Source organism: Flavobacterium sp. CHNK8 (genome assembly GCF_019774515.1).
Classification (GTDB): Bacteria; Bacteroidota; Bacteroidia; order Flavobacteriales; family Flavobacteriaceae; genus Flavobacterium; species Flavobacterium tiangeerense.
Window position 1 is genome coordinate 742,204 of sequence record NZ_CP081492.1, and the last position, 16,504, is coordinate 758,707.

Below are 16,504 nucleotides of genomic sequence, written 5' to 3' on the forward strand. Positions count from 1 at the left end.
TATAAAAAAAAACCACCCCAAAAAATGAGATGGTTTTCAATCTGGTAAAATGTAATAGTAATAATGTTGTAATATAATTAAAAAAGGCTGTCTTTTCAGACAGCCTTTTCTATAATCAAAAGATCTAATTACGGTACATACCAGAATGGACCTTGAGTTGTAATTTGAGCCGATGTTAAAATTGGCACATTACTAGAGTTAGCATTATACTCTGATAAAGGATAGATTAGTCTCTTTGGTCTACTTGGTTGTAAATTAAAACCATTAATAGAACCTGGAATCACAGGGAAACCTGTACGTGTATAGTTGATGTAATTTTCAACACCGTGTATTCCACTTAAAGCAATCCATTTTTGAGTTAAAATCGCTTGAATTTTATTCGTACTTGCAGTCCAACCAAAATTAGCTTTAGTATCAATGTCAGTCAAATAAGTTCCTATTGTAGCCCCTAAATATGTAAAAGAAGCTTGAACACCTTCATTAAATAAAGTTTGTGCTGAACCTGTTAAGAAACCTCTTTGTACAGCCTCTGCTTGAAGAAATTTACTTTCTGAAAGTAGCATGATTGCACCTGCTTTTGAAGAACCAGCTGCTGTTCTTTCAGCTGTATTAGCACCAACATAGTTGGTCAAACCTAATCCAAACCTTGAAGTAGGGTTTGTTGTGTTGTTTTGACCAGGAACTGGTTTTTGCCCTTGATCAGTCCCAACTACTTTACCACCTACTAGAGTCCATAGTCTTGATCTTCTTGGATCAATAACTCCTGCAGTTGGTCCGCCTATTTCTCCATTTAATACATCAGCAAAATGTTTTGAAGATGTGAATAAAGTGTTAGTTGTATTAGTTGTAGAACCTGCTGCATCTCTTACAAATGAACCAAAGAATGGACTTTGTTTATCATTGTTAGCAGAAGAATATCCTGGATTGATTAAAACATCGCTAGATACAAAATTGTTTAGAGTTTGCAATGTAGCATATTTTGAATTCAAATAAGTTACTGTAGCAGGATCTGTAAGTTTGCTTTGTCTTAGTAAAATTCTTAATTCAATTGTGTTTGCTAATTGTAACCACTTGCTCATGTTTCCGCTAAAAACAACATCTGTTGCAACACCTTCTGCTGTTGCTGATGGATTTTGGATTAAGGCACGTGCTTCTTCTAATTCTTTAATCAGCTCTTTGTAAATTACAGCATCATCTGTATAAGCTGGTGTCAAATTTTCTTGTCCTTTAAATGCTTCAAAGTATGGTGAGTCACCATATAAATCTACAATATATTGCACGTAATGTGCTTTCATAATTTTAGAGATAGCTATGAAATTTCCTTGATTAGGTAAATCAGTATCTATTATTTTTTGAAAGTTTCCTACGCTACGGTATAAACCATCCCATACAGCAGCATAAGTATTATTGTCAAAATTATACGAATATTCTACTTGTAGTGGGTTTGTAAATTGGTAAATATTACCACCCCAAGCGTTAGTCATAACGCTACCTAAACGGTTCATGTTTATTGCCTGCGTTCTGAACGCTTGTGCTTGTGCACCTGGTAAGATAAGTCTTGGTGGAAGTGCTGATTCCAACGGACTATTTACGTTAGTGTTGTCAGCTAAGTAATCACTACAAGATGTCAGTGATACAGCTGCTACTGCTAGTATAAAAAATATTTTTTTCATTTCTTTTAATTAAAAAGTTAAGTTCATGCTACCACCAAAAGTTCTAGTGTTTGGATATTGTCCTGTACCAGAATATCCTTGTCCATTACCATTGTTAGCTGTACTATCTGAAGCCTCAGGATCAGTATATCCTTTGTTACTTTTTGCTAATACAGTAAACGGATTTCTTGCATTTACACCGAATCTTAGTGATGTCAATCCAATTTTCTCAATAAACGATGAAGGAACTGAATAGCTTAAAGAAAGTTCTCTCACTTTGAATGCTGTAGCATCTATAACATTGTGTTCTCCAGCTCTACTTAATGTACCATAGTAATCAATAACACCATTTGCATTATGTCCTTTTGCAGAATATACAGATGTGTTAGGAGTGTAAATTCCAGATCCAGGTGCTGTTTCAATTACAGAATTTGGTAAAATGAATCCAACTTCTCTGTCGAAACTTGCAGACTCTTCTAAACGTCCTGGCCAAGTTAAGTCATATTTAGTTCCAGATACAATTTGATGACCTGTTCTATAATCCATAACAGCAGATAATGTGAATCCTTTGTATGTTACCGTGTTTGATAATCCTAATATATAATCTGGAGTTGCTTTTCCTAAGATAGAGTTAGATGAAGATCTTGTAGGTAAACCAAATTGATTAACAATAATACTTCCATTTGCGTCTCTTAAAAATGTAGTTCCTTTAATTAAAGGGAACTCTTGGCCAACTTGTGCAAAAATTCCTGTTCCAGTTGTTGCATCAGAAAAAAGGTTGATTTCATTTGCACCAGCTGCAAGTGAGTTAATTACAGATTTATTAGTAGCATAACTAGCTCTTAAGTTCCATGAAAATTTTTCTGATTTAAATGGTACTAATCCTAAGTCGATTTCAAGACCTTTAGTAGTCATGTCACCAATATTTGATTGAGAAGTTGCTAATCCAGAAGCTGAAGAAGCTGTAGCCGCAGTGATCAAATCTTTTGTATCAGAGATATAAGCAGATCCGTCAATTGTAATTCTGTTATTGAAAAGTCCAACACTAACTAAAGCTTCTTTAGTAGTTACAAATTCAGGTCGGATATTTTTATCAGTAGGTCTTTGATTAATAATATAAGAACCTAATTGACCATATGGGAATCCTGTTGGAAATACACCAATTTCTGAAGTTGCATATGGTTGAATAGATGATGAGTTACCAACTTTAACTATGTTAGCTGAAAGTTTTAAATAATTTAAAGTTTCACTTTTTAATCCTTCAAATGCTAATGTAGGAATAAATGAAACCCCAGCACTTGGATAGAAGAAGTTATTATTTTCTCTTGATAGTACTGATGACCAATCATTTCTTCCTGTTAAGTTAAGAAACAAGTAATCTTTATAACTTAAATCGATGTTTGCTAGTACAGATGCACGATTTGATTTTTGAGATCTATTGTCAAGCGTTGAAGGATTTGAAGGGCTTAAAACGTTATTGATATGATACCAACCAGGTATGTCAAGATTTTGACCTCCTTGTGATGTTATTCTGTAATTACGATCTTGCATGTTACTTCCAACTAAAGCTTTCAGGCTGAAGTCATCATTTAAATCATAATCAAAATTCACTAATAAATCTCCATAATAGGTTCTTAAAGAAGATTGACTTGCAAAAAATTCAGATGTTTGATTTCTATTTGCACCTGCTCCAGTTAATGCAGGAGTTTCTCTATATTCATTTATGTGAGATTGTGCATCTCTATTAGTGAATTGTAAATTACCTGTGTAACTAATATTGATGTTTTTGTTTATTTCGTATTTTAAAGCAGCAATAGTATTGATAAATGTTCTTCGTGCATCGTTACGATTGTTGTCAATAGTCCAGTAAGGATTTTTGAAATAAATGGTGTAATTCCCTTCGTTTCCTGAGTTTTTAAACATTTTCAAATCAACATTTCCTGCTGTTTGAATTAAATCGTCTAATAGATCAGATGATGTTTCTGATGATTTTTGGTAAGTATAATTTACGTTACCGTCTATACTAAATTTACCAATTTTTTTACCAGCTTTGAATAAGAAGCTATTTCTTTCTAATTGATCACCATTTACTACAAATTCAGTTTTTACTTTATTTGCAGAAAGTAAAGCGTATGAATCTTCGCTACCAGCATTGATAGAGAAACCATTTTGATACGTAGTACCTGTTTGGTAAAAAGCTTTAACATTATCCTTAATAAAAGAGTATGGTGCTTCAAATTCAAGTCCGTTTGCTTGAGGTAAACCTGTCGGTCTTACAACACCATCAAATGGAAGTCCCCAAGACCCGTTCTCTTCTGGAAAATGAACTCCGTCCCATCCTTGGCCATATTTATTTTGTGTTTTTGGCATGAATGAAATGCTCTCATAATCAATGGCTGAATTCACGTTTACTGTGATTTTTCCTTTTTGTTTTCCTTTTACAGTAGTTACAATAATTACACCATTAACCCCTTGCTCACCGTAAAGAGCAGCTCCTTGCATACCTTTTATAACGTTTACATTTTCAATTAATTCTGGTGGTAATTGTTGTAATGCCGCTGATGTAGATATAGAGTTGTCAATTACTACTAAAGCTTCATTGTTACCTGTTATGGATCTTGATCCTCTTAGTACAATTCTATTGGTTCCATTTACACCATTAGATGTTTTGTTGATTTGTAGACCCGATACTTTACCAACTAAAGATTGTACAACGTTAGGGTTAGCAGCTTGTGTTAACTCTTTTGATGCTACAACTTGTGTAGATGATGTCAATGCGTTTCTGTTTCGCTTTAATCCTAACGCACCTACAACTACACCCTCTAGTTGTATTGAGTCATCTGATAATTTTACATTTACAGTAGTTGAACTTGCAGCTACTTCTTGGGTTTTCATACCAATGTAGCTAAACACTAGTACTTGTGTTGGGCTAACTTTGATAGTGTAGGTTCCATCAAAATTACTCTGTGTTCCAGTTTTAGTTCCTTTCACTAATACACTCACACCTGGTAAAGGCATTCCTGCATTATCAGAAACAGTTCCCGAAACAGATCTTTCTTGGGCAAATGTAATTTGCGCCACTAATACTACAAGGAGTACTAGTAATCCATTAAACTTTAGTTTCATTTTTTAATATTTTGAATTAGTTTGACAAACATCTTAATATTTTCTTAACATTCCTAATGTAAAATCGTTTTAAAATGTTAAATTTAAAAATTGATGTTGTAACTTAAATGTAGGATTCCGTTCTCAGTTTTAATTTTTTGAGAATTTAAAGCGCCACTTGCCAGTGCAATGCGTAATAATCCGTTTTTTGTTTGTGCGCCAAAACCTACCCCTAGCCCTATTAGTTGATTGTTATTTAATGTGTTGGAAGGGTTAGTTTTAAAATAAGCAAGATCCGCTATGGTGTGAACGTAAAAGTTTCTATTCAATGCATAACGATATTCTGTTAAAAATGCAGATGTCCAAAAAGCTGCAAAACTATTTTCCTGAAAACCTCTTATGCTATTAAATCCTCCAAAACGATGCAATTCATTTTCTACATATTTTGGACTGGCCAGATAGTGGTTTTGATTGTTTATATAAAAGGAGTTTCTGGTGTTAATTTCAAAGACGAGAATTGTTTTTATCTCTATTTGATATTGTTTAGTCGGTTTTGGTTCCATTTCTGTGTCGGTAACTCTCTTGCCTGCTCCTAGTAAAGCATTAAAGCTAAATCGAGGTGTAAATCTATTTTTTCTGATGAAGGGATCTTTATTTTCATATCCTATTGTGACGAAATTGTTATTAAATCCTGTTATGTTGGAGTTGCTGTCTTGGATTACGCTGGACTGTGTGGAATGGTATCCTAACTTTATTTCAGAATTGTTTTTCAATCTACAATTTAACCCTAAAGTTGTTTTTGTATTTTGAAATGTAGTGTCTTGCCTGAAAATTTGTAAGTCTGTTTGGATTCCTATCGGAGAATTAAAAAGATAGGGTAAAGCTAAACTCGCTTTGAAAGTTTTTTGATCATTGCCGTCGCTTTTCCAAAAAATTTGTATTTGTTCTCCCTTAGTTAAAATGTTTTCAAGTTGAATGTCCAAGTAACCATTTATGGTAAAACGATTTTTATTATTGCTAAAGCCAATAAATCCATCAAATGTATTCGAATTTTTCTTTTCTAGATACACATATACCTTGGTCGTATCTTTGGTTACTAAAAATTCAGGGTATTTTATTTGATTGACAAAGTTGAGTTTATTAAAATCAGAATGGATTTGTTCAAGACTTTTTAAATTAAATAGTTTGTTTTTATATTTTCGGTTTATTTGAGTGAGATGACCTCTTGGGAATTTATTTTTTCCTTCCTGTTTTATGACTATTGCATTGATGTTTCGGGTGGAGTTTTTTTGAATGTCTAATTCTGCAAGTAAAAGAGATTGTTTTCTTTTTATACTGATGAGTTTTACTTTTGCAAAAGTATATCCGGTATCTTCTAGAAGGTGTAGTGTATGATCTAGAAACGTCTCGATTTCTGAATAAGGTATTTCAATTGTTTTTTTTTGTAGTTTTAATAGTGTCACTGTTTCTAGATCCGGAATGGTGACGATAATTTTTTTTATTTGTTGTCCTAAATCAATTTTATTTTGAAAAGTAGAGTCGTTAATTTTATTTAGTTGAAATGTTTTTACTTCAATATAACCTATAAAGGAAGCTTTTTTGAGAAAGCCTTCTACTTCATCATTTATAGAACTTACATTTTTATGTTTGGTTTGGTAATTTAAGGAGTCTATTATTTTGGTTTCTTCTTTTGAATTCCCAATGATTTGTAATCGAAACTCTTGAGCGTTACATGTGCTTTCTAATATTAGAAATAAAAATAAAAGAAGTGTTTTTTTTTTATTGCTCATTGTGCAAATTTAGTGATACAAATATGAGATCTTTGTAATGATTTTCAAAGTTCTAAATAATCTAATTGAAAATTAATAGTTTAACGTTTGTAGAGTAAAAAATATTTTCTACATTTGCAACCCCGTAAAAAGCGGGAATTTAATATAATAAGAAATTTTTAGTATTAATTATGCCAACAATTCAACAATTAGTAAGAACAGGAAGAACTCAGATAACTAAGAAGAGTAAATCGGTTGCTTTAGATTCTTGTCCTCAAAGAAGAGGGGTTTGTACGCGTGTTTACACTACAACACCAAAAAAACCAAACTCTGCAATGCGTAAAGTAGCGCGTGTACGTTTGACAAATGGTAACGAAGTGAATGCTTACATCCCTGGTGAAGGACACAATTTACAAGAGCACTCGATAGTATTAGTTAGGGGTGGAAGGGTAAAAGATTTACCAGGAGTTAGATATCACATCGTTCGTGGTGCACTTGATACGTCAGGAGTAGCAGGAAGAACGCAAAGAAGATCTAAGTACGGAGCTAAACGCCCAAAGGAAGCAAAAAAGTAATTTAAAAAGTTAATTGCTTGTAACTGAGTTAGAATTTTTAATTCTATATCTAAGTTATGTGTTAATGACAAAAAATTAAAAAAAAGACATGAGAAAAAGAGCGGCAAAGAAAAGACCACTTTTACCAGATCCAAGGTTTAATGACCAACTGGTAACACGTTTTGTAAACAACTTAATGTGGGATGGAAAAAAATCTACAGCGTTTAAAGTATTTTATGATGCAATTGACATTATTGAATCTAAAAAACAAGATGCTGAAAAACCATCATTAGAAATCTGGAAAGATGCGTTAACTAATGTTATGCCTCACGTAGAAGTACGTAGTCGTAGAGTAGGTGGAGCTACATTTCAAATTCCAATGCAAATTCGTCCAGATAGAAAAATTTCTATGGCGATGAAATGGTTAATTCTTTATTCAAGAAGAAGAAACGAAAAGTCAATGGCTCAAAGATTAGCATCAGAGTGTTTAGCTGCTGCTAAAGAAGAAGGAGCTGCTGTTAAGAAAAGAATGGATACTCACAAAATGGCTGAAGCTAACAAGGCTTTCTCTCACTTTAGATTTTAATCCGTAAGAAATGGCTAGAGAACTTAAATATACAAGAAACATAGGTATTGCTGCTCACATTGATGCTGGTAAAACAACAACAACTGAGCGTATATTATTCTATACAGGAAAATCACACAAAATTGGTGAAGTACACGATGGTGCTGCAACAATGGACTGGATGGCACAAGAGCAAGAAAGAGGTATTACTATTACGTCTGCAGCTACAACTTGTGAATGGAATTTTCCAACTACTCAAGGTAAAATTTTACCTGAGACCTTGCCTTATCACTTTAATATCATTGATACCCCAGGACACGTTGACTTTACAGTTGAAGTAAATCGTTCTTTGCGTGTACTTGATGGTTTAGTGTTCTTGTTTAGTGCTGTTGATGGTGTTGAACCTCAATCAGAAACAAACTGGAGATTAGCAGATCAATATAGAGTTCCTCGTATTGGTTTTGTTAATAAAATGGATAGACAAGGATCTAACTTTTTGATGGTATGTCAACAAGTAAGAGACATGCTAAAATCTAACGCTGTTGCGATTACTTTGCCAATTGGTGAAGAAAATGATTTCAAAGGTGTTGTGGATTTAGTAAGAAACCAAGCTATTGTTTGGGATGATGCTGGAATGGGAGCAACTTATGAAGTTGTTGATATTCCTGCTGATATGGTAGACGAAGTTAAAGAGTACAGAGACATTCTTATTGAGGCAGTTGCTGATTATGATGAAAACTTACTTGATAAGTATATGGAAGATCCAGATTCTATCACGGAAGAAGAAATCAACATCGCTTTAAGAGCAGCTGTAATGGATATGGCAATTATTCCTATGATTGCTGGTTCATCTTTCAAAAATAAAGGGGTTCAATTCATGTTAGATGCAGTATGTAAGTACTTGCCATCTCCAATGGACAAAGAAGGTATTGAAGGTATTCACCCTGATGATGCTGAACTTTTAGAAGAAGATCAAACTAAAATCTTGCGTAAGCCAGATGTTAAAGAGCCATTTGCGGCTTTAGCATTTAAAATTGCTACTGACCCATTCGTAGGTCGTTTAGCTTTCTTCCGTGCTTATTCAGGACGTTTAGATGCAGGTTCTTACGTTTTGAACACGCGTTCAGGTAATAAGGAAAGAATTTCTCGTATCTACCAAATGCATGCAAACAAACAAAACCCAATCGAGTATATCGAGGCAGGAGATATTGGAGCGGCAGTTGGATTTAAAGATATCAAAACTGGAGATACATTGTGTGATGAAAAACACCCAATTATTCTTGAGTCAATGAAATTTCCTGCGCCAGTAATTGGTATTGCTATTGAGCCTAAAACTAAGGCTGACGTAGATAAAATGGGTATGGCTTTAGCTAAATTAGCTGAAGAGGATCCAACGTTTACTGTTAGAACTGATGAAGCTTCTGGGCAAACGATTATTTCTGGTATGGGTGAGCTTCACTTAGATATCTTGGTAGATCGTATGAAACGTGAATTTAAAGTTGAAGTAAACCAAGGTGAGCCTCAAGTTGAATACAAAGAAGCGTTTACTAAAAAAGCACAACACAGAGAGACTTACAAAAAACAATCTGGAGGTCGTGGTAAATTCGGTGATATCGTATTTATTCTTGAGCCTGCTGATGAAGTTGATGGTAAAGCTCCAGTTGGATTACAGTTTGTTAATGCTGTGAAAGGTGGTAACGTTCCAAAAGAGTATATACCTTCAGTTGAAAAAGGTTTCCGTGAAGCAATGAAAACTGGTCCTTTAGCAGGATATCAAGTTGATAGTTTAAAGGTTACTTTATTAGACGGATCTTTCCACCCTGTTGATTCTGATGCGCTTTCTTTTGAGCTAGCAGCAAGAATGGGTTATAGAGAGGTGGCGAAAGCTGCTGGTGCTGTAATTTTAGAGCCAATCATGAAAATGGAGGTTATTACACCAGAAGAAAACATGGGAGATATCGTTGGTGATATTAACCGTCGTAGAGGTCAGGTGAGTGACATGGGAGATAGAAATGGTGCTAAAACTATTAAGGCTGATGTGCCTTTATCAGAGATGTTTGGATATGTTACAACATTAAGAACATTATCTTCTGGTAGAGCAACTTCTACAATGGAATTCTCTCATTATGCAGAGACACCTTCTAATATTTCAGAAGCAGTAATTAAAAAAGCAAAAGGAAACGCTTAATCTTTAAGAAAATGAGTCAAAAAATCAGAATAAAATTAAAATCTTACGATCACATGTTGGTAGACAAGTCTGCTGAAAAGATTGTAAAAACAGTAAAAACTACTGGTGCTGTTGTAACTGGTCCTATTCCGTTGCCAACTCACAAAAAATTGTTTACAGTATTGCGTTCACCGCACGTAAACAAGAAAGCTAGAGAGCAGTTTGAAGTAATGTCTTACAAGAGATTGATTGATATTTACTCTTCTTCTTCAAAAACTATTGATGCTTTGATGAAACTAGAATTGCCTAGTGGAGTAGAAGTTGAAATTAAAGTATAAATATATTTTTTTTATAAAGCGGAACATTTTGTTCCGCTTTTTTTTTGGAATAAAGTCAAATGTTTTGATTTATAGGGAATGAACGGATTATTTTGAAATTTTTTTTAGAATATTTTTTAGTATTTAATTCTTGAAATAGCATCAATCTACGTGTGTGTTGTATGGTGGGGCGATTGATTATTTAATTTTTAAAAGTTTGTTTTTTGATAATGAGTTATTTAATTTTTGTAACTGTTTGGTATATTCGATTTTAATGTATACTTTTGCACTCCCTGTTTGAGAACAGCTGTTGTTTTTTAAATTGAAGGGAGTTTTAGTAATTAATAATTAATATTTATGTCTGGGTTAATTGGTAGAAAAATCGGCATGACTAGTATTTTCGACGAAAACGGGAAGAATATTCCTTGTACGGTAATCGAAGCAGGTCCATGTGTTGTTACCCAAGTCAGAACCAAAGGTGTTGACGGGTACGAAGCGTTGCAACTAGGTTTCGATGACAAAAACGAGAAACATTCCACAAAAGCGGCTTTAGGTCACTTTAAAAAAGCTGGAACTGTAGCTAAGAAAAAAGTCGTTGAATTCCAAGATTTTGCAACTGAACAAAAATTAGGAGATCTTATTGATGTTTCTATTTTTGCTGAAGGTGAATTTGTAGATGTACAAGGTGTATCTAAAGGTAAAGGTTTCCAAGGGGTTGTAAAACGTCACGGTTTTGGTGGTGTTGGTCAAGCAACTCACGGTCAGCACAACCGTTTAAGAGCGCCAGGTTCTGTGGGAGCTTCTTCTTATCCATCTAGAGTATTCAAAGGAATGCGTATGGCTGGACGTATGGGAGGAGACAATGTAAAAGTTCAAAACCTTAGAGTTTTAAAAGTAGTGGCTGAAAAGAACCTACTTGTTATTAAAGGATGTGTTCCTGGTCATAACAACTCTTATGTAATCATTCAGAAGTAATGGAAGCAAAAGTATTAGATTTCAACGGAAAAGATACTGGAAGAAAAGTTCAACTTTCTGATTCAGTATTTGGTATAGAGCCAAACAATCACGCAGTATATCTTGATGTAAAGCAATATCTTGCTAATCAAAGACAAGGAACGCACAAAGCTAAAGAAAGAGCTGAAGTTGCGGGAAGTACTCGTAAGATAAAAAAGCAAAAAGGTACAGGTACAGCCCGTGCTGGTAGTGCTAAAAACCCTTTATTTAAAGGTGGAGGAACTGTTTTTGGTCCAAGACCAAGAAGTTATTCTTTCAAATTGAATAAAAACTTAAAGCGTTTAGCAAGAAAATCTGCTTTTTCTATCAAAGCTAAAGAGTCAAACATTATCGTTCTTGAAGACTTTAATTTTGAAACTCCAAACACTAAAAATTTCATCAACGTTTTGAAAGCTTTAGAGTTAGAGAATAAAAAATCCCTTTTTGTATTGGGTGATTCAAATAAAAATGTATATTTGTCGTCACGTAATTTAAAAAGCTCTAGCGTTGTAAGTAGCTTGGAATTAAGTACTTACGCTATATTAAACGCTAATAATTTAGTGCTTTTAGAGAGTTCTTTGGAGATAATTGAAGAAAATTTAAGTAAATAATAGGATATGAGCATCATTATTAAGCCTATAGTAACGGAAAAAGTAACCAAAGAAAGTGAAGTTTTAAACCGCTTCGGATTCGTTGTTGACAGAAAAGCAAACAAAGTACAAATTAAGAAAGCTGTTGAGGCTGCTTATGGTGTAACTATTGTTAGTGTTAATACAATGAATGTGAGACCAGATAGAACTACTAAATACACTAAAAGTGGTTTAATCAGTGGAAAGACAAATGCAATTAAAAAAGCGATTGTTCAAGTACAAGAAGGAGAAACAATTGATTTTTACAACAATATCTAAGATAAAATGTCAGTAAGAAAATTAAAACCTATTACCCCAGGTCAGCGATTTAGAGTTGTGAATGGTTATGACGCCATTACAACTGATAAGCCGGAACGCTCTTTGATAGCGCCGATAAAAAACTCTGGTGGTAGAAATAGTCAAGGAAAGATGACCATGCGTTATACGGGTGGTGGTCACAAGCAGAGATATCGTATTATTGATTTTAAACGTACTAAAGAAGGAATTCCAGCTACGGTTAAATCAATCGAATATGATCCAAACAGAACTGCATTTATCGCTTTATTAGCTTATGCTGATGGTGAGAAAACTTATATTATCGCTCAAAACGGATTGAAAGTTGGTCAGAAACTTGTTTCTGGTCCAGAATCTCAACCTGAGATTGGTAATACTTTACCTTTAAGTAGAGTTCCGCTAGGAACTGTAATTTCTTGTATTGAATTGAGACCAGGTCAAGGTGCAGTTATTGCACGTTCTGCTGGAACTTTTGCTCAATTAATGGCAAGAGATGGTAAATACGCTACAATTAAAATGCCTTCAGGTGAAACAAGATTGATCTTGTTAACTTGTTCTGCAACTATTGGAGCTGTATCTAACTCTGATCATCAATTAGTTGTTTCTGGTAAAGCTGGTAGAACTAGATGGTTAGGTAGAAGACCTAGAACAAGACCTGTAGCAATGAACCCTGTAGATCACCCAATGGGAGGTGGTGAAGGACGTTCTTCTGGTGGACATCCACGTTCAAGAAATGGAATACCAGCAAAAGGTTATAGAACACGTTCTAAGAAAAACCCGAGTAACAAGTATATCGTAGAACGTAGAAAGAAATAATAAGATATGGCACGTTCATTAAAAAAAGGACCTTTTGTTCATTATAAATTAGACAAGAAAGTTCAAGAAAATATTGCAGGTGGAAATAAAGGAGTGGTTAAGACTTGGTCTAGAGCTTCTATGATTACTCCAGATTTTGTTGGACAAACTATCGCAGTTCACAACGGTCGTCAATTTGTACCGGTTTATGTTACTGAAAACATGGTAGGTCACAAATTAGGAGAATTTTCACCAACGAGATCTTTTAGAGGTCATGCTGGAGCAAAAAATAAAGGTAAAAAATAAGAAGCAATGGGAGTTCGTAAAAGAGAAACAGCAGATGCAAGAAAAGAGGCAAATAAGTCTTTGGCCTTCGCAAAGTTAAATAACTGCCCTACTTCACCTAGAAAAATGCGCTTAGTAGCAGATCTAGTAAGAGGTCAGAAGGTAGAAAGAGCACTTAACATACTAAGATTTAGTTCTAAAGAAGCTTCAAGAAAATTAGAAAAATTGGTTTTATCTGTAATTGCTAACTGGCAAGCAAAAAACCCTGAAGCTAATATGGAAGAAGCTGGTTTATTTGTTAAGGAAATCCGTGTAGATGGTGGAATGATGTTGAAAAGACTTCGTCCAGCTCCACAAGGAAGAGCACATAGAATAAGAAAACGTTCTAATCACGTTACAATCGTGTTAGGGGCTATCAATAACACACAAAGCAATTCTTAAGCAGCATGGGACAAAAGACAAATCCAATTGGAAACAGACTTGGTATCATCAGAGGATGGGACTCAAACTGGTATGGTGGAAATGATTACGGTGATAAACTTGCCGAAGATCACAAAATCAGAAAGTATATCCATGCTCGTTTATCAAAAGCTAGTGTATCTAAAGTAATAATCGAGAGAACTTTAAAACTTGTAACCGTTACTATCACTACTGCTAGACCTGGTATTATTATCGGTAAAGGTGGACAAGAGGTAGACAAGTTGAAAGAAGAACTTAAGAAAATTACTGACAAAGAGGTTCAAATTAACATCTTTGAAATTAAAAGACCTGAACTTGACGCGTATCTAGTTGCTACAAGCATCTGTCGTCAAATCGAAAGCAGAATTTCTTACAGACGTGCAATCAAAATGGCTATTGCTGCTTCTATGCGTATGAACGCTGAAGGTATCAAAGTTTTGATTTCTGGTCGTTTGAATGGTGCTGAGATGGCTCGTTCAGAGGGTTTTAAAGAAGGTAGAATTCCTCTATCAACTTTCAGAGCTGATATTGATTATGCTTTGGCTGAAGCTCATACTACTTATGGTAGAATGGGTATCAAAGTATGGATCATGAAAGGTGAAGTTTATGGAAAGAGAGATCTTTCTCCACTAGCCGGAATGGACAAAAAACAATCTGGTGCTGGAGGTAAAGGTGGTGATTCTCCAAGAGGAGATAGAAAACCTTTTAACAAAGGTGGAAAACCAGACGCTCGTAAACGAAAGTAATTTTTAAATTAAAGAAAAATGTTACAGCCTAAAAGAACAAAATACCGTAAGGTACAGAAAGGTAAAATGAAAGGGAACTCTCAAAGAGGGCATGAACTTTCTAATGGAATGTTTGGTATTAAATCTGTACATGAAGATGGAATGTTTTTAACTTCTCGTCAAATAGAAGCAGCTCGTATTGCTGCTACTCGTTTCATGAAAAGAGAGGGACAATTATGGATCAAAATATTTCCAGACAAACCAATCACAAAGAAACCTCTTGAGGTACGTATGGGTAAAGGTAAAGGTGCAGTTGAATACTGGGCAGCCGTTGTTAAACCCGGAAGAATTATGTTTGAAGTTGGAGGAGTTCCTTTGTCAGTTGCTAAAGAGGCGTTACGTCTAGCAGCACAAAAGCTTCCAGTAAAAACTAAATTTGTTGTTGCAAGAGATTTCGAAGCATAATTTATACTATATTATGAAACAATCAGAAATAAAAAATCTTTCTGCAGCAGAGTTGCAAGAGAAACTTAGCCAGACTAAGAAAACATATGCTGATCTTAAAATGGCTCACGCTATTTCACCAATTGAGAATCCACTTCAAATTAGAGGTGTGAGAAGAACTGTTGCAAGATTAGCTACTGAACTTACTAAAAGACAATAACTGTAGTCTGCTGAAAGATGGAAGAAAAAAGAAATTTAAGAAAAGAGAGAATTGGTGTTGTAACTTCAGACAAAATGGATAAATCTATTGTTGTTGCTGAAGTTCGTAAAGTAAAACACCCATTATACGGTAAGTTCGTGTTGAAAACTAAAAAGTATCACGCACACGACGAAATGAACGACTGTAACGTTGGAGATACTGTAAGGATAAGCGAGACTCGTCCTTTAAGTAAAACAAAATGTTGGAGGTTAGTTGAAATCTTAGAAAGAGCTAAATAATTATGGTACAACAAGAATCAAGACTAAAAGTAGCAGATAACACTGGAGCAAAGGAAGTTTTAACTATCCGTGTTTTAGGAGGTACCAAAAGAAGGTATGCCTCTGTTGGTGACAAGATTGTAGTTTCTATCAAAGATACTGCTCCAAACGGAAGCGTTAAAAAAGGAGCTGTTTCAACTGCAGTTGTTGTACGTACCAAAAAAGAAGTAAGAAGAGCCGATGGTTCATACATTAGATTTGATGATAACGCTTGCGTATTATTGAATGCTGCTGGTGAAATGAGAGGAACTCGTGTTTTTGGTCCGGTAGCAAGAGAACTTCGTGAAAAACAATTCATGAAAATTGTATCATTAGCACCAGAAGTGCTTTAATTCGTTTTAAGATGATAAAGCTAAAAATAAAATCAGGTGACATCGTTAGAGTAATTGCTGGAGACCATAAAGGTGCTGAAGGTAAAGTAGTAAGCGTTGATCGTGAAAAGAACAAAGCAATTGTTGAAGGTGTTAATATGGTTTCTAAGCATACGAAACCAAGTGCAAAAAGCCCTCAAGGTGGTATTGTAAAGAAAGAAGCTCCAATACAAATATCTAACATCTCTTTAATTGATCCTAAAACTAAGGAAGCAACAAGAGTAGGTATTAGAGTAGAAGGAGATAAGAAAGTAAGATTTTCAAAAAAATCTAATCAAGTACTATAGTAATGGCGTATATACCTAGACTAAAAGAAGAATATAAGAGCAGAGTAATTGCTGCTCTTAAAGAGGAATTCGGATACGTAAACGTAATGCAAGTTCCTAAATTGGACAAAATCGTTTTAAGTAAAGGAGTTGGTGCAGCTGTATCTGATAAAAAACTTATTGACTATGCAGTTGATGAGTTGACAAAGATCACTGGGCAGAAAGCAGTTTCAACTATCTCTAAGAAAGACGTTGCGTCTTTTAAATTGAGAAAAGGAATGCCAATTGGTGCTAAAGTTACTTTGCGTGGAGAAAGAATGTATGAGTTTCTTGATAGACTTATTACTTCTGCGTTACCTCGCGTAAGAGATTTCAGCGGAATTAAGGCTACAGGTTTTGATGGTAGAGGAAATTATAACCTTGGTGTTTTAGAACAAATTATTTTTCCAGAAATTGATATTGATAAAGTTAATAAAATTTCTGGTATGGATATTACCTTCGTAACTACCGCAAAGACTGACAAAGAAGCTAAGTCGTTATTAACAGAATTAGGTTTACCTTTTAAAAAGAACTAAGA

Annotated in this window: 20 protein-coding genes; 17 read left to right on the forward strand and 3 right to left on the reverse strand. The window is 34.6% G+C overall.

Annotated elements, in window-relative coordinates:
- Positions 1–128: 128 nt before the first annotated feature.
- The 3 genes from K5V07_RS03100 to K5V07_RS03110 form a co-directional block, all read right to left on the reverse strand.
- Positions 129–1,673: a SusD/RagB family nutrient-binding outer membrane lipoprotein gene (locus tag K5V07_RS03100; RefSeq protein WP_221916363.1), complete on the reverse strand. Its 1,545-nt coding sequence runs from the start codon at positions 1,671–1,673 to the stop codon at positions 129–131.
- A 9-nt stretch (positions 1,674–1,682) separates the two neighbouring features.
- Entirely contained in the window at positions 1,683–4,778 is a 3,096-nt protein-coding gene (locus K5V07_RS03105; RefSeq protein ID WP_221916364.1) for a SusC/RagA family TonB-linked outer membrane protein, read from the reverse strand.
- An 83-nt stretch (positions 4,779–4,861) separates the two neighbouring features.
- Complete coding sequence (locus K5V07_RS03110; protein WP_221916366.1) at positions 4,862–6,547, reverse strand: hypothetical protein; 1,686 nt, start codon at positions 6,545–6,547, stop codon at positions 4,862–4,864.
- Between the two features lie 170 nt (positions 6,548–6,717).
- Between K5V07_RS03110 and rpsL the strand changes: the two genes are divergently transcribed.
- The 17 genes from rpsL (at position 6,718) to rplE (ending at position 16,502) form a co-directional block, all read left to right on the forward strand.
- Positions 6,718–7,101 (forward strand): 30S ribosomal protein S12, encoded by a 384-nt coding sequence (gene rpsL, locus K5V07_RS03115; protein ID WP_007136570.1) that lies wholly within the window; start codon positions 6,718–6,720, stop codon positions 7,099–7,101.
- 88 nt (positions 7,102–7,189) lie between these two features.
- On the forward strand, positions 7,190–7,666 hold the full coding sequence (gene rpsG, locus K5V07_RS03120; RefSeq protein ID WP_035668130.1) for a 30S ribosomal protein S7: 477 nt from the start codon (positions 7,190–7,192) through the stop codon (positions 7,664–7,666).
- Positions 7,667–7,676: 10 nt separating this feature from the next.
- Complete coding sequence (gene fusA / locus K5V07_RS03125) at positions 7,677–9,833, forward strand: elongation factor G (RefSeq protein WP_144893906.1); 2,157 nt, start codon at positions 7,677–7,679, stop codon at positions 9,831–9,833.
- An 11-nt stretch (positions 9,834–9,844) separates the two neighbouring features.
- On the forward strand, positions 9,845–10,150 hold the full coding sequence (rpsJ, locus tag K5V07_RS03130; protein WP_007803605.1) for a 30S ribosomal protein S10: 306 nt from the start codon (positions 9,845–9,847) through the stop codon (positions 10,148–10,150).
- Between the two features lie 336 nt (positions 10,151–10,486).
- Positions 10,487–11,104: a 50S ribosomal protein L3 gene (gene rplC, locus K5V07_RS03135; RefSeq protein WP_072945403.1), complete on the forward strand. Its 618-nt coding sequence runs from the start codon at positions 10,487–10,489 to the stop codon at positions 11,102–11,104.
- Positions 11,104–11,733: a 50S ribosomal protein L4 gene (rplD, locus tag K5V07_RS03140; protein ID WP_144893904.1), complete on the forward strand. Its 630-nt coding sequence runs from the start codon at positions 11,104–11,106 to the stop codon at positions 11,731–11,733. The genes rplC and rplD overlap by 1 nt, the downstream gene beginning before the upstream one ends.
- Before the next feature lie 6 nt (positions 11,734–11,739).
- Positions 11,740–12,030: a 50S ribosomal protein L23 gene (gene rplW, locus K5V07_RS03145; RefSeq protein ID WP_073370568.1), complete on the forward strand. Its 291-nt coding sequence runs from the start codon at positions 11,740–11,742 to the stop codon at positions 12,028–12,030.
- A 6-nt stretch (positions 12,031–12,036) separates the two neighbouring features.
- Positions 12,037–12,861 (forward strand): 50S ribosomal protein L2, encoded by an 825-nt coding sequence (rplB, locus tag K5V07_RS03150; protein ID WP_144893902.1) that lies wholly within the window; start codon positions 12,037–12,039, stop codon positions 12,859–12,861.
- 6 nt (positions 12,862–12,867) lie between these two features.
- Complete coding sequence (gene rpsS, locus K5V07_RS03155; RefSeq protein ID WP_007136562.1) at positions 12,868–13,146, forward strand: 30S ribosomal protein S19; 279 nt, start codon at positions 12,868–12,870, stop codon at positions 13,144–13,146.
- Between the two features lie 6 nt (positions 13,147–13,152).
- Complete coding sequence (rplV, locus tag K5V07_RS03160) at positions 13,153–13,566, forward strand: 50S ribosomal protein L22 (RefSeq protein ID WP_035668120.1); 414 nt, start codon at positions 13,153–13,155, stop codon at positions 13,564–13,566.
- Between the two features lie 5 nt (positions 13,567–13,571).
- Complete coding sequence (rpsC, locus tag K5V07_RS03165) at positions 13,572–14,330, forward strand: 30S ribosomal protein S3 (RefSeq protein WP_035668118.1); 759 nt, start codon at positions 13,572–13,574, stop codon at positions 14,328–14,330.
- Between the two features lie 18 nt (positions 14,331–14,348).
- A complete protein-coding gene (gene rplP / locus K5V07_RS03170; protein WP_007803637.1) occupies positions 14,349–14,774 on the forward strand; it encodes a 50S ribosomal protein L16 in 426 nt (141 codons plus the stop codon).
- A gap of 13 nt (positions 14,775–14,787) precedes the next feature.
- Positions 14,788–14,973: a 50S ribosomal protein L29 gene (rpmC, locus tag K5V07_RS03175; protein WP_086452760.1), complete on the forward strand. Its 186-nt coding sequence runs from the start codon at positions 14,788–14,790 to the stop codon at positions 14,971–14,973.
- A gap of 17 nt (positions 14,974–14,990) precedes the next feature.
- Positions 14,991–15,251, forward strand: coding sequence for a 30S ribosomal protein S17 (gene rpsQ, locus K5V07_RS03180; RefSeq protein ID WP_086452759.1), 261 nt, complete (start codon positions 14,991–14,993; stop codon positions 15,249–15,251).
- Positions 15,252–15,253: 2 nt separating this feature from the next.
- On the forward strand, positions 15,254–15,622 hold the full coding sequence (rplN, locus tag K5V07_RS03185; protein ID WP_026717863.1) for a 50S ribosomal protein L14: 369 nt from the start codon (positions 15,254–15,256) through the stop codon (positions 15,620–15,622).
- Positions 15,623–15,633: 11 nt separating this feature from the next.
- Positions 15,634–15,948, forward strand: a complete 315-nt coding sequence (rplX, locus tag K5V07_RS03190; protein ID WP_144893898.1) for a 50S ribosomal protein L24 — start codon at positions 15,634–15,636, stop codon at positions 15,946–15,948.
- 2 nt (positions 15,949–15,950) lie between these two features.
- Complete coding sequence (gene rplE, locus K5V07_RS03195) at positions 15,951–16,502, forward strand: 50S ribosomal protein L5 (protein ID WP_086452757.1); 552 nt, start codon at positions 15,951–15,953, stop codon at positions 16,500–16,502.
- The last annotated feature ends 2 nt before the right edge of the window (positions 16,503–16,504 follow it).

Excerpts from the sequence above, each read along its gene's own strand:
- rpsL (WP_007136570.1), top strand. The coding sequence starts at position 6,718 with ATGCCAACAATTCAACAATTAGTAAGAACAGGAAGAACTCAGATAACT.
- rpsS (WP_007136562.1), top strand. The coding sequence starts at position 12,868 with ATGGCACGTTCATTAAAAAAAGGACCTTTTGTTCATTATAAATTAGAC.
- rplC (WP_072945403.1), top strand. The coding sequence starts at position 10,487 with ATGTCTGGGTTAATTGGTAGAAAAATCGGCATGACTAGTATTTTCGAC.
- rplE (WP_086452757.1), top strand. The coding sequence starts at position 15,951 with ATGGCGTATATACCTAGACTAAAAGAAGAATATAAGAGCAGAGTAATT.
- rpsC (WP_035668118.1), top strand. The coding sequence starts at position 13,572 with ATGGGACAAAAGACAAATCCAATTGGAAACAGACTTGGTATCATCAGA.
- rplX (WP_144893898.1), top strand. The coding sequence starts at position 15,634 with ATGATAAAGCTAAAAATAAAATCAGGTGACATCGTTAGAGTAATTGCT.
- rpsG (WP_035668130.1), top strand. The coding sequence starts at position 7,190 with ATGAGAAAAAGAGCGGCAAAGAAAAGACCACTTTTACCAGATCCAAGG.
- rplP (WP_007803637.1), top strand. The coding sequence starts at position 14,349 with ATGTTACAGCCTAAAAGAACAAAATACCGTAAGGTACAGAAAGGTAAA.
- rplN (WP_026717863.1), top strand. The coding sequence starts at position 15,254 with ATGGTACAACAAGAATCAAGACTAAAAGTAGCAGATAACACTGGAGCA.
- rpsJ (WP_007803605.1), top strand. The coding sequence starts at position 9,845 with ATGAGTCAAAAAATCAGAATAAAATTAAAATCTTACGATCACATGTTG.
- rplW (WP_073370568.1), top strand. The coding sequence starts at position 11,740 with ATGAGCATCATTATTAAGCCTATAGTAACGGAAAAAGTAACCAAAGAA.
- rpmC (WP_086452760.1), top strand. The coding sequence starts at position 14,788 with ATGAAACAATCAGAAATAAAAAATCTTTCTGCAGCAGAGTTGCAAGAG.
- rplV (WP_035668120.1), top strand. The coding sequence starts at position 13,153 with ATGGGAGTTCGTAAAAGAGAAACAGCAGATGCAAGAAAAGAGGCAAAT.
- fusA (WP_144893906.1), top strand. The coding sequence starts at position 7,677 with ATGGCTAGAGAACTTAAATATACAAGAAACATAGGTATTGCTGCTCAC.
- rplB (WP_144893902.1), top strand. The coding sequence starts at position 12,037 with ATGTCAGTAAGAAAATTAAAACCTATTACCCCAGGTCAGCGATTTAGA.
- K5V07_RS03100 (WP_221916363.1), bottom strand. The coding sequence starts at position 1,673 with ATGAAAAAAATATTTTTTATACTAGCAGTAGCAGCTGTATCACTGACA.
- K5V07_RS03110 (WP_221916366.1), bottom strand. The coding sequence starts at position 6,547 with ATGAGCAATAAAAAAAAAACACTTCTTTTATTTTTATTTCTAATATTA.
- K5V07_RS03105 (WP_221916364.1), bottom strand. The coding sequence starts at position 4,778 with ATGAAACTAAAGTTTAATGGATTACTAGTACTCCTTGTAGTATTAGTG.
- rplD (WP_144893904.1), top strand. The coding sequence starts at position 11,104 with ATGGAAGCAAAAGTATTAGATTTCAACGGAAAAGATACTGGAAGAAAA.
- rpsQ (WP_086452759.1), top strand. The coding sequence starts at position 14,991 with ATGGAAGAAAAAAGAAATTTAAGAAAAGAGAGAATTGGTGTTGTAACT.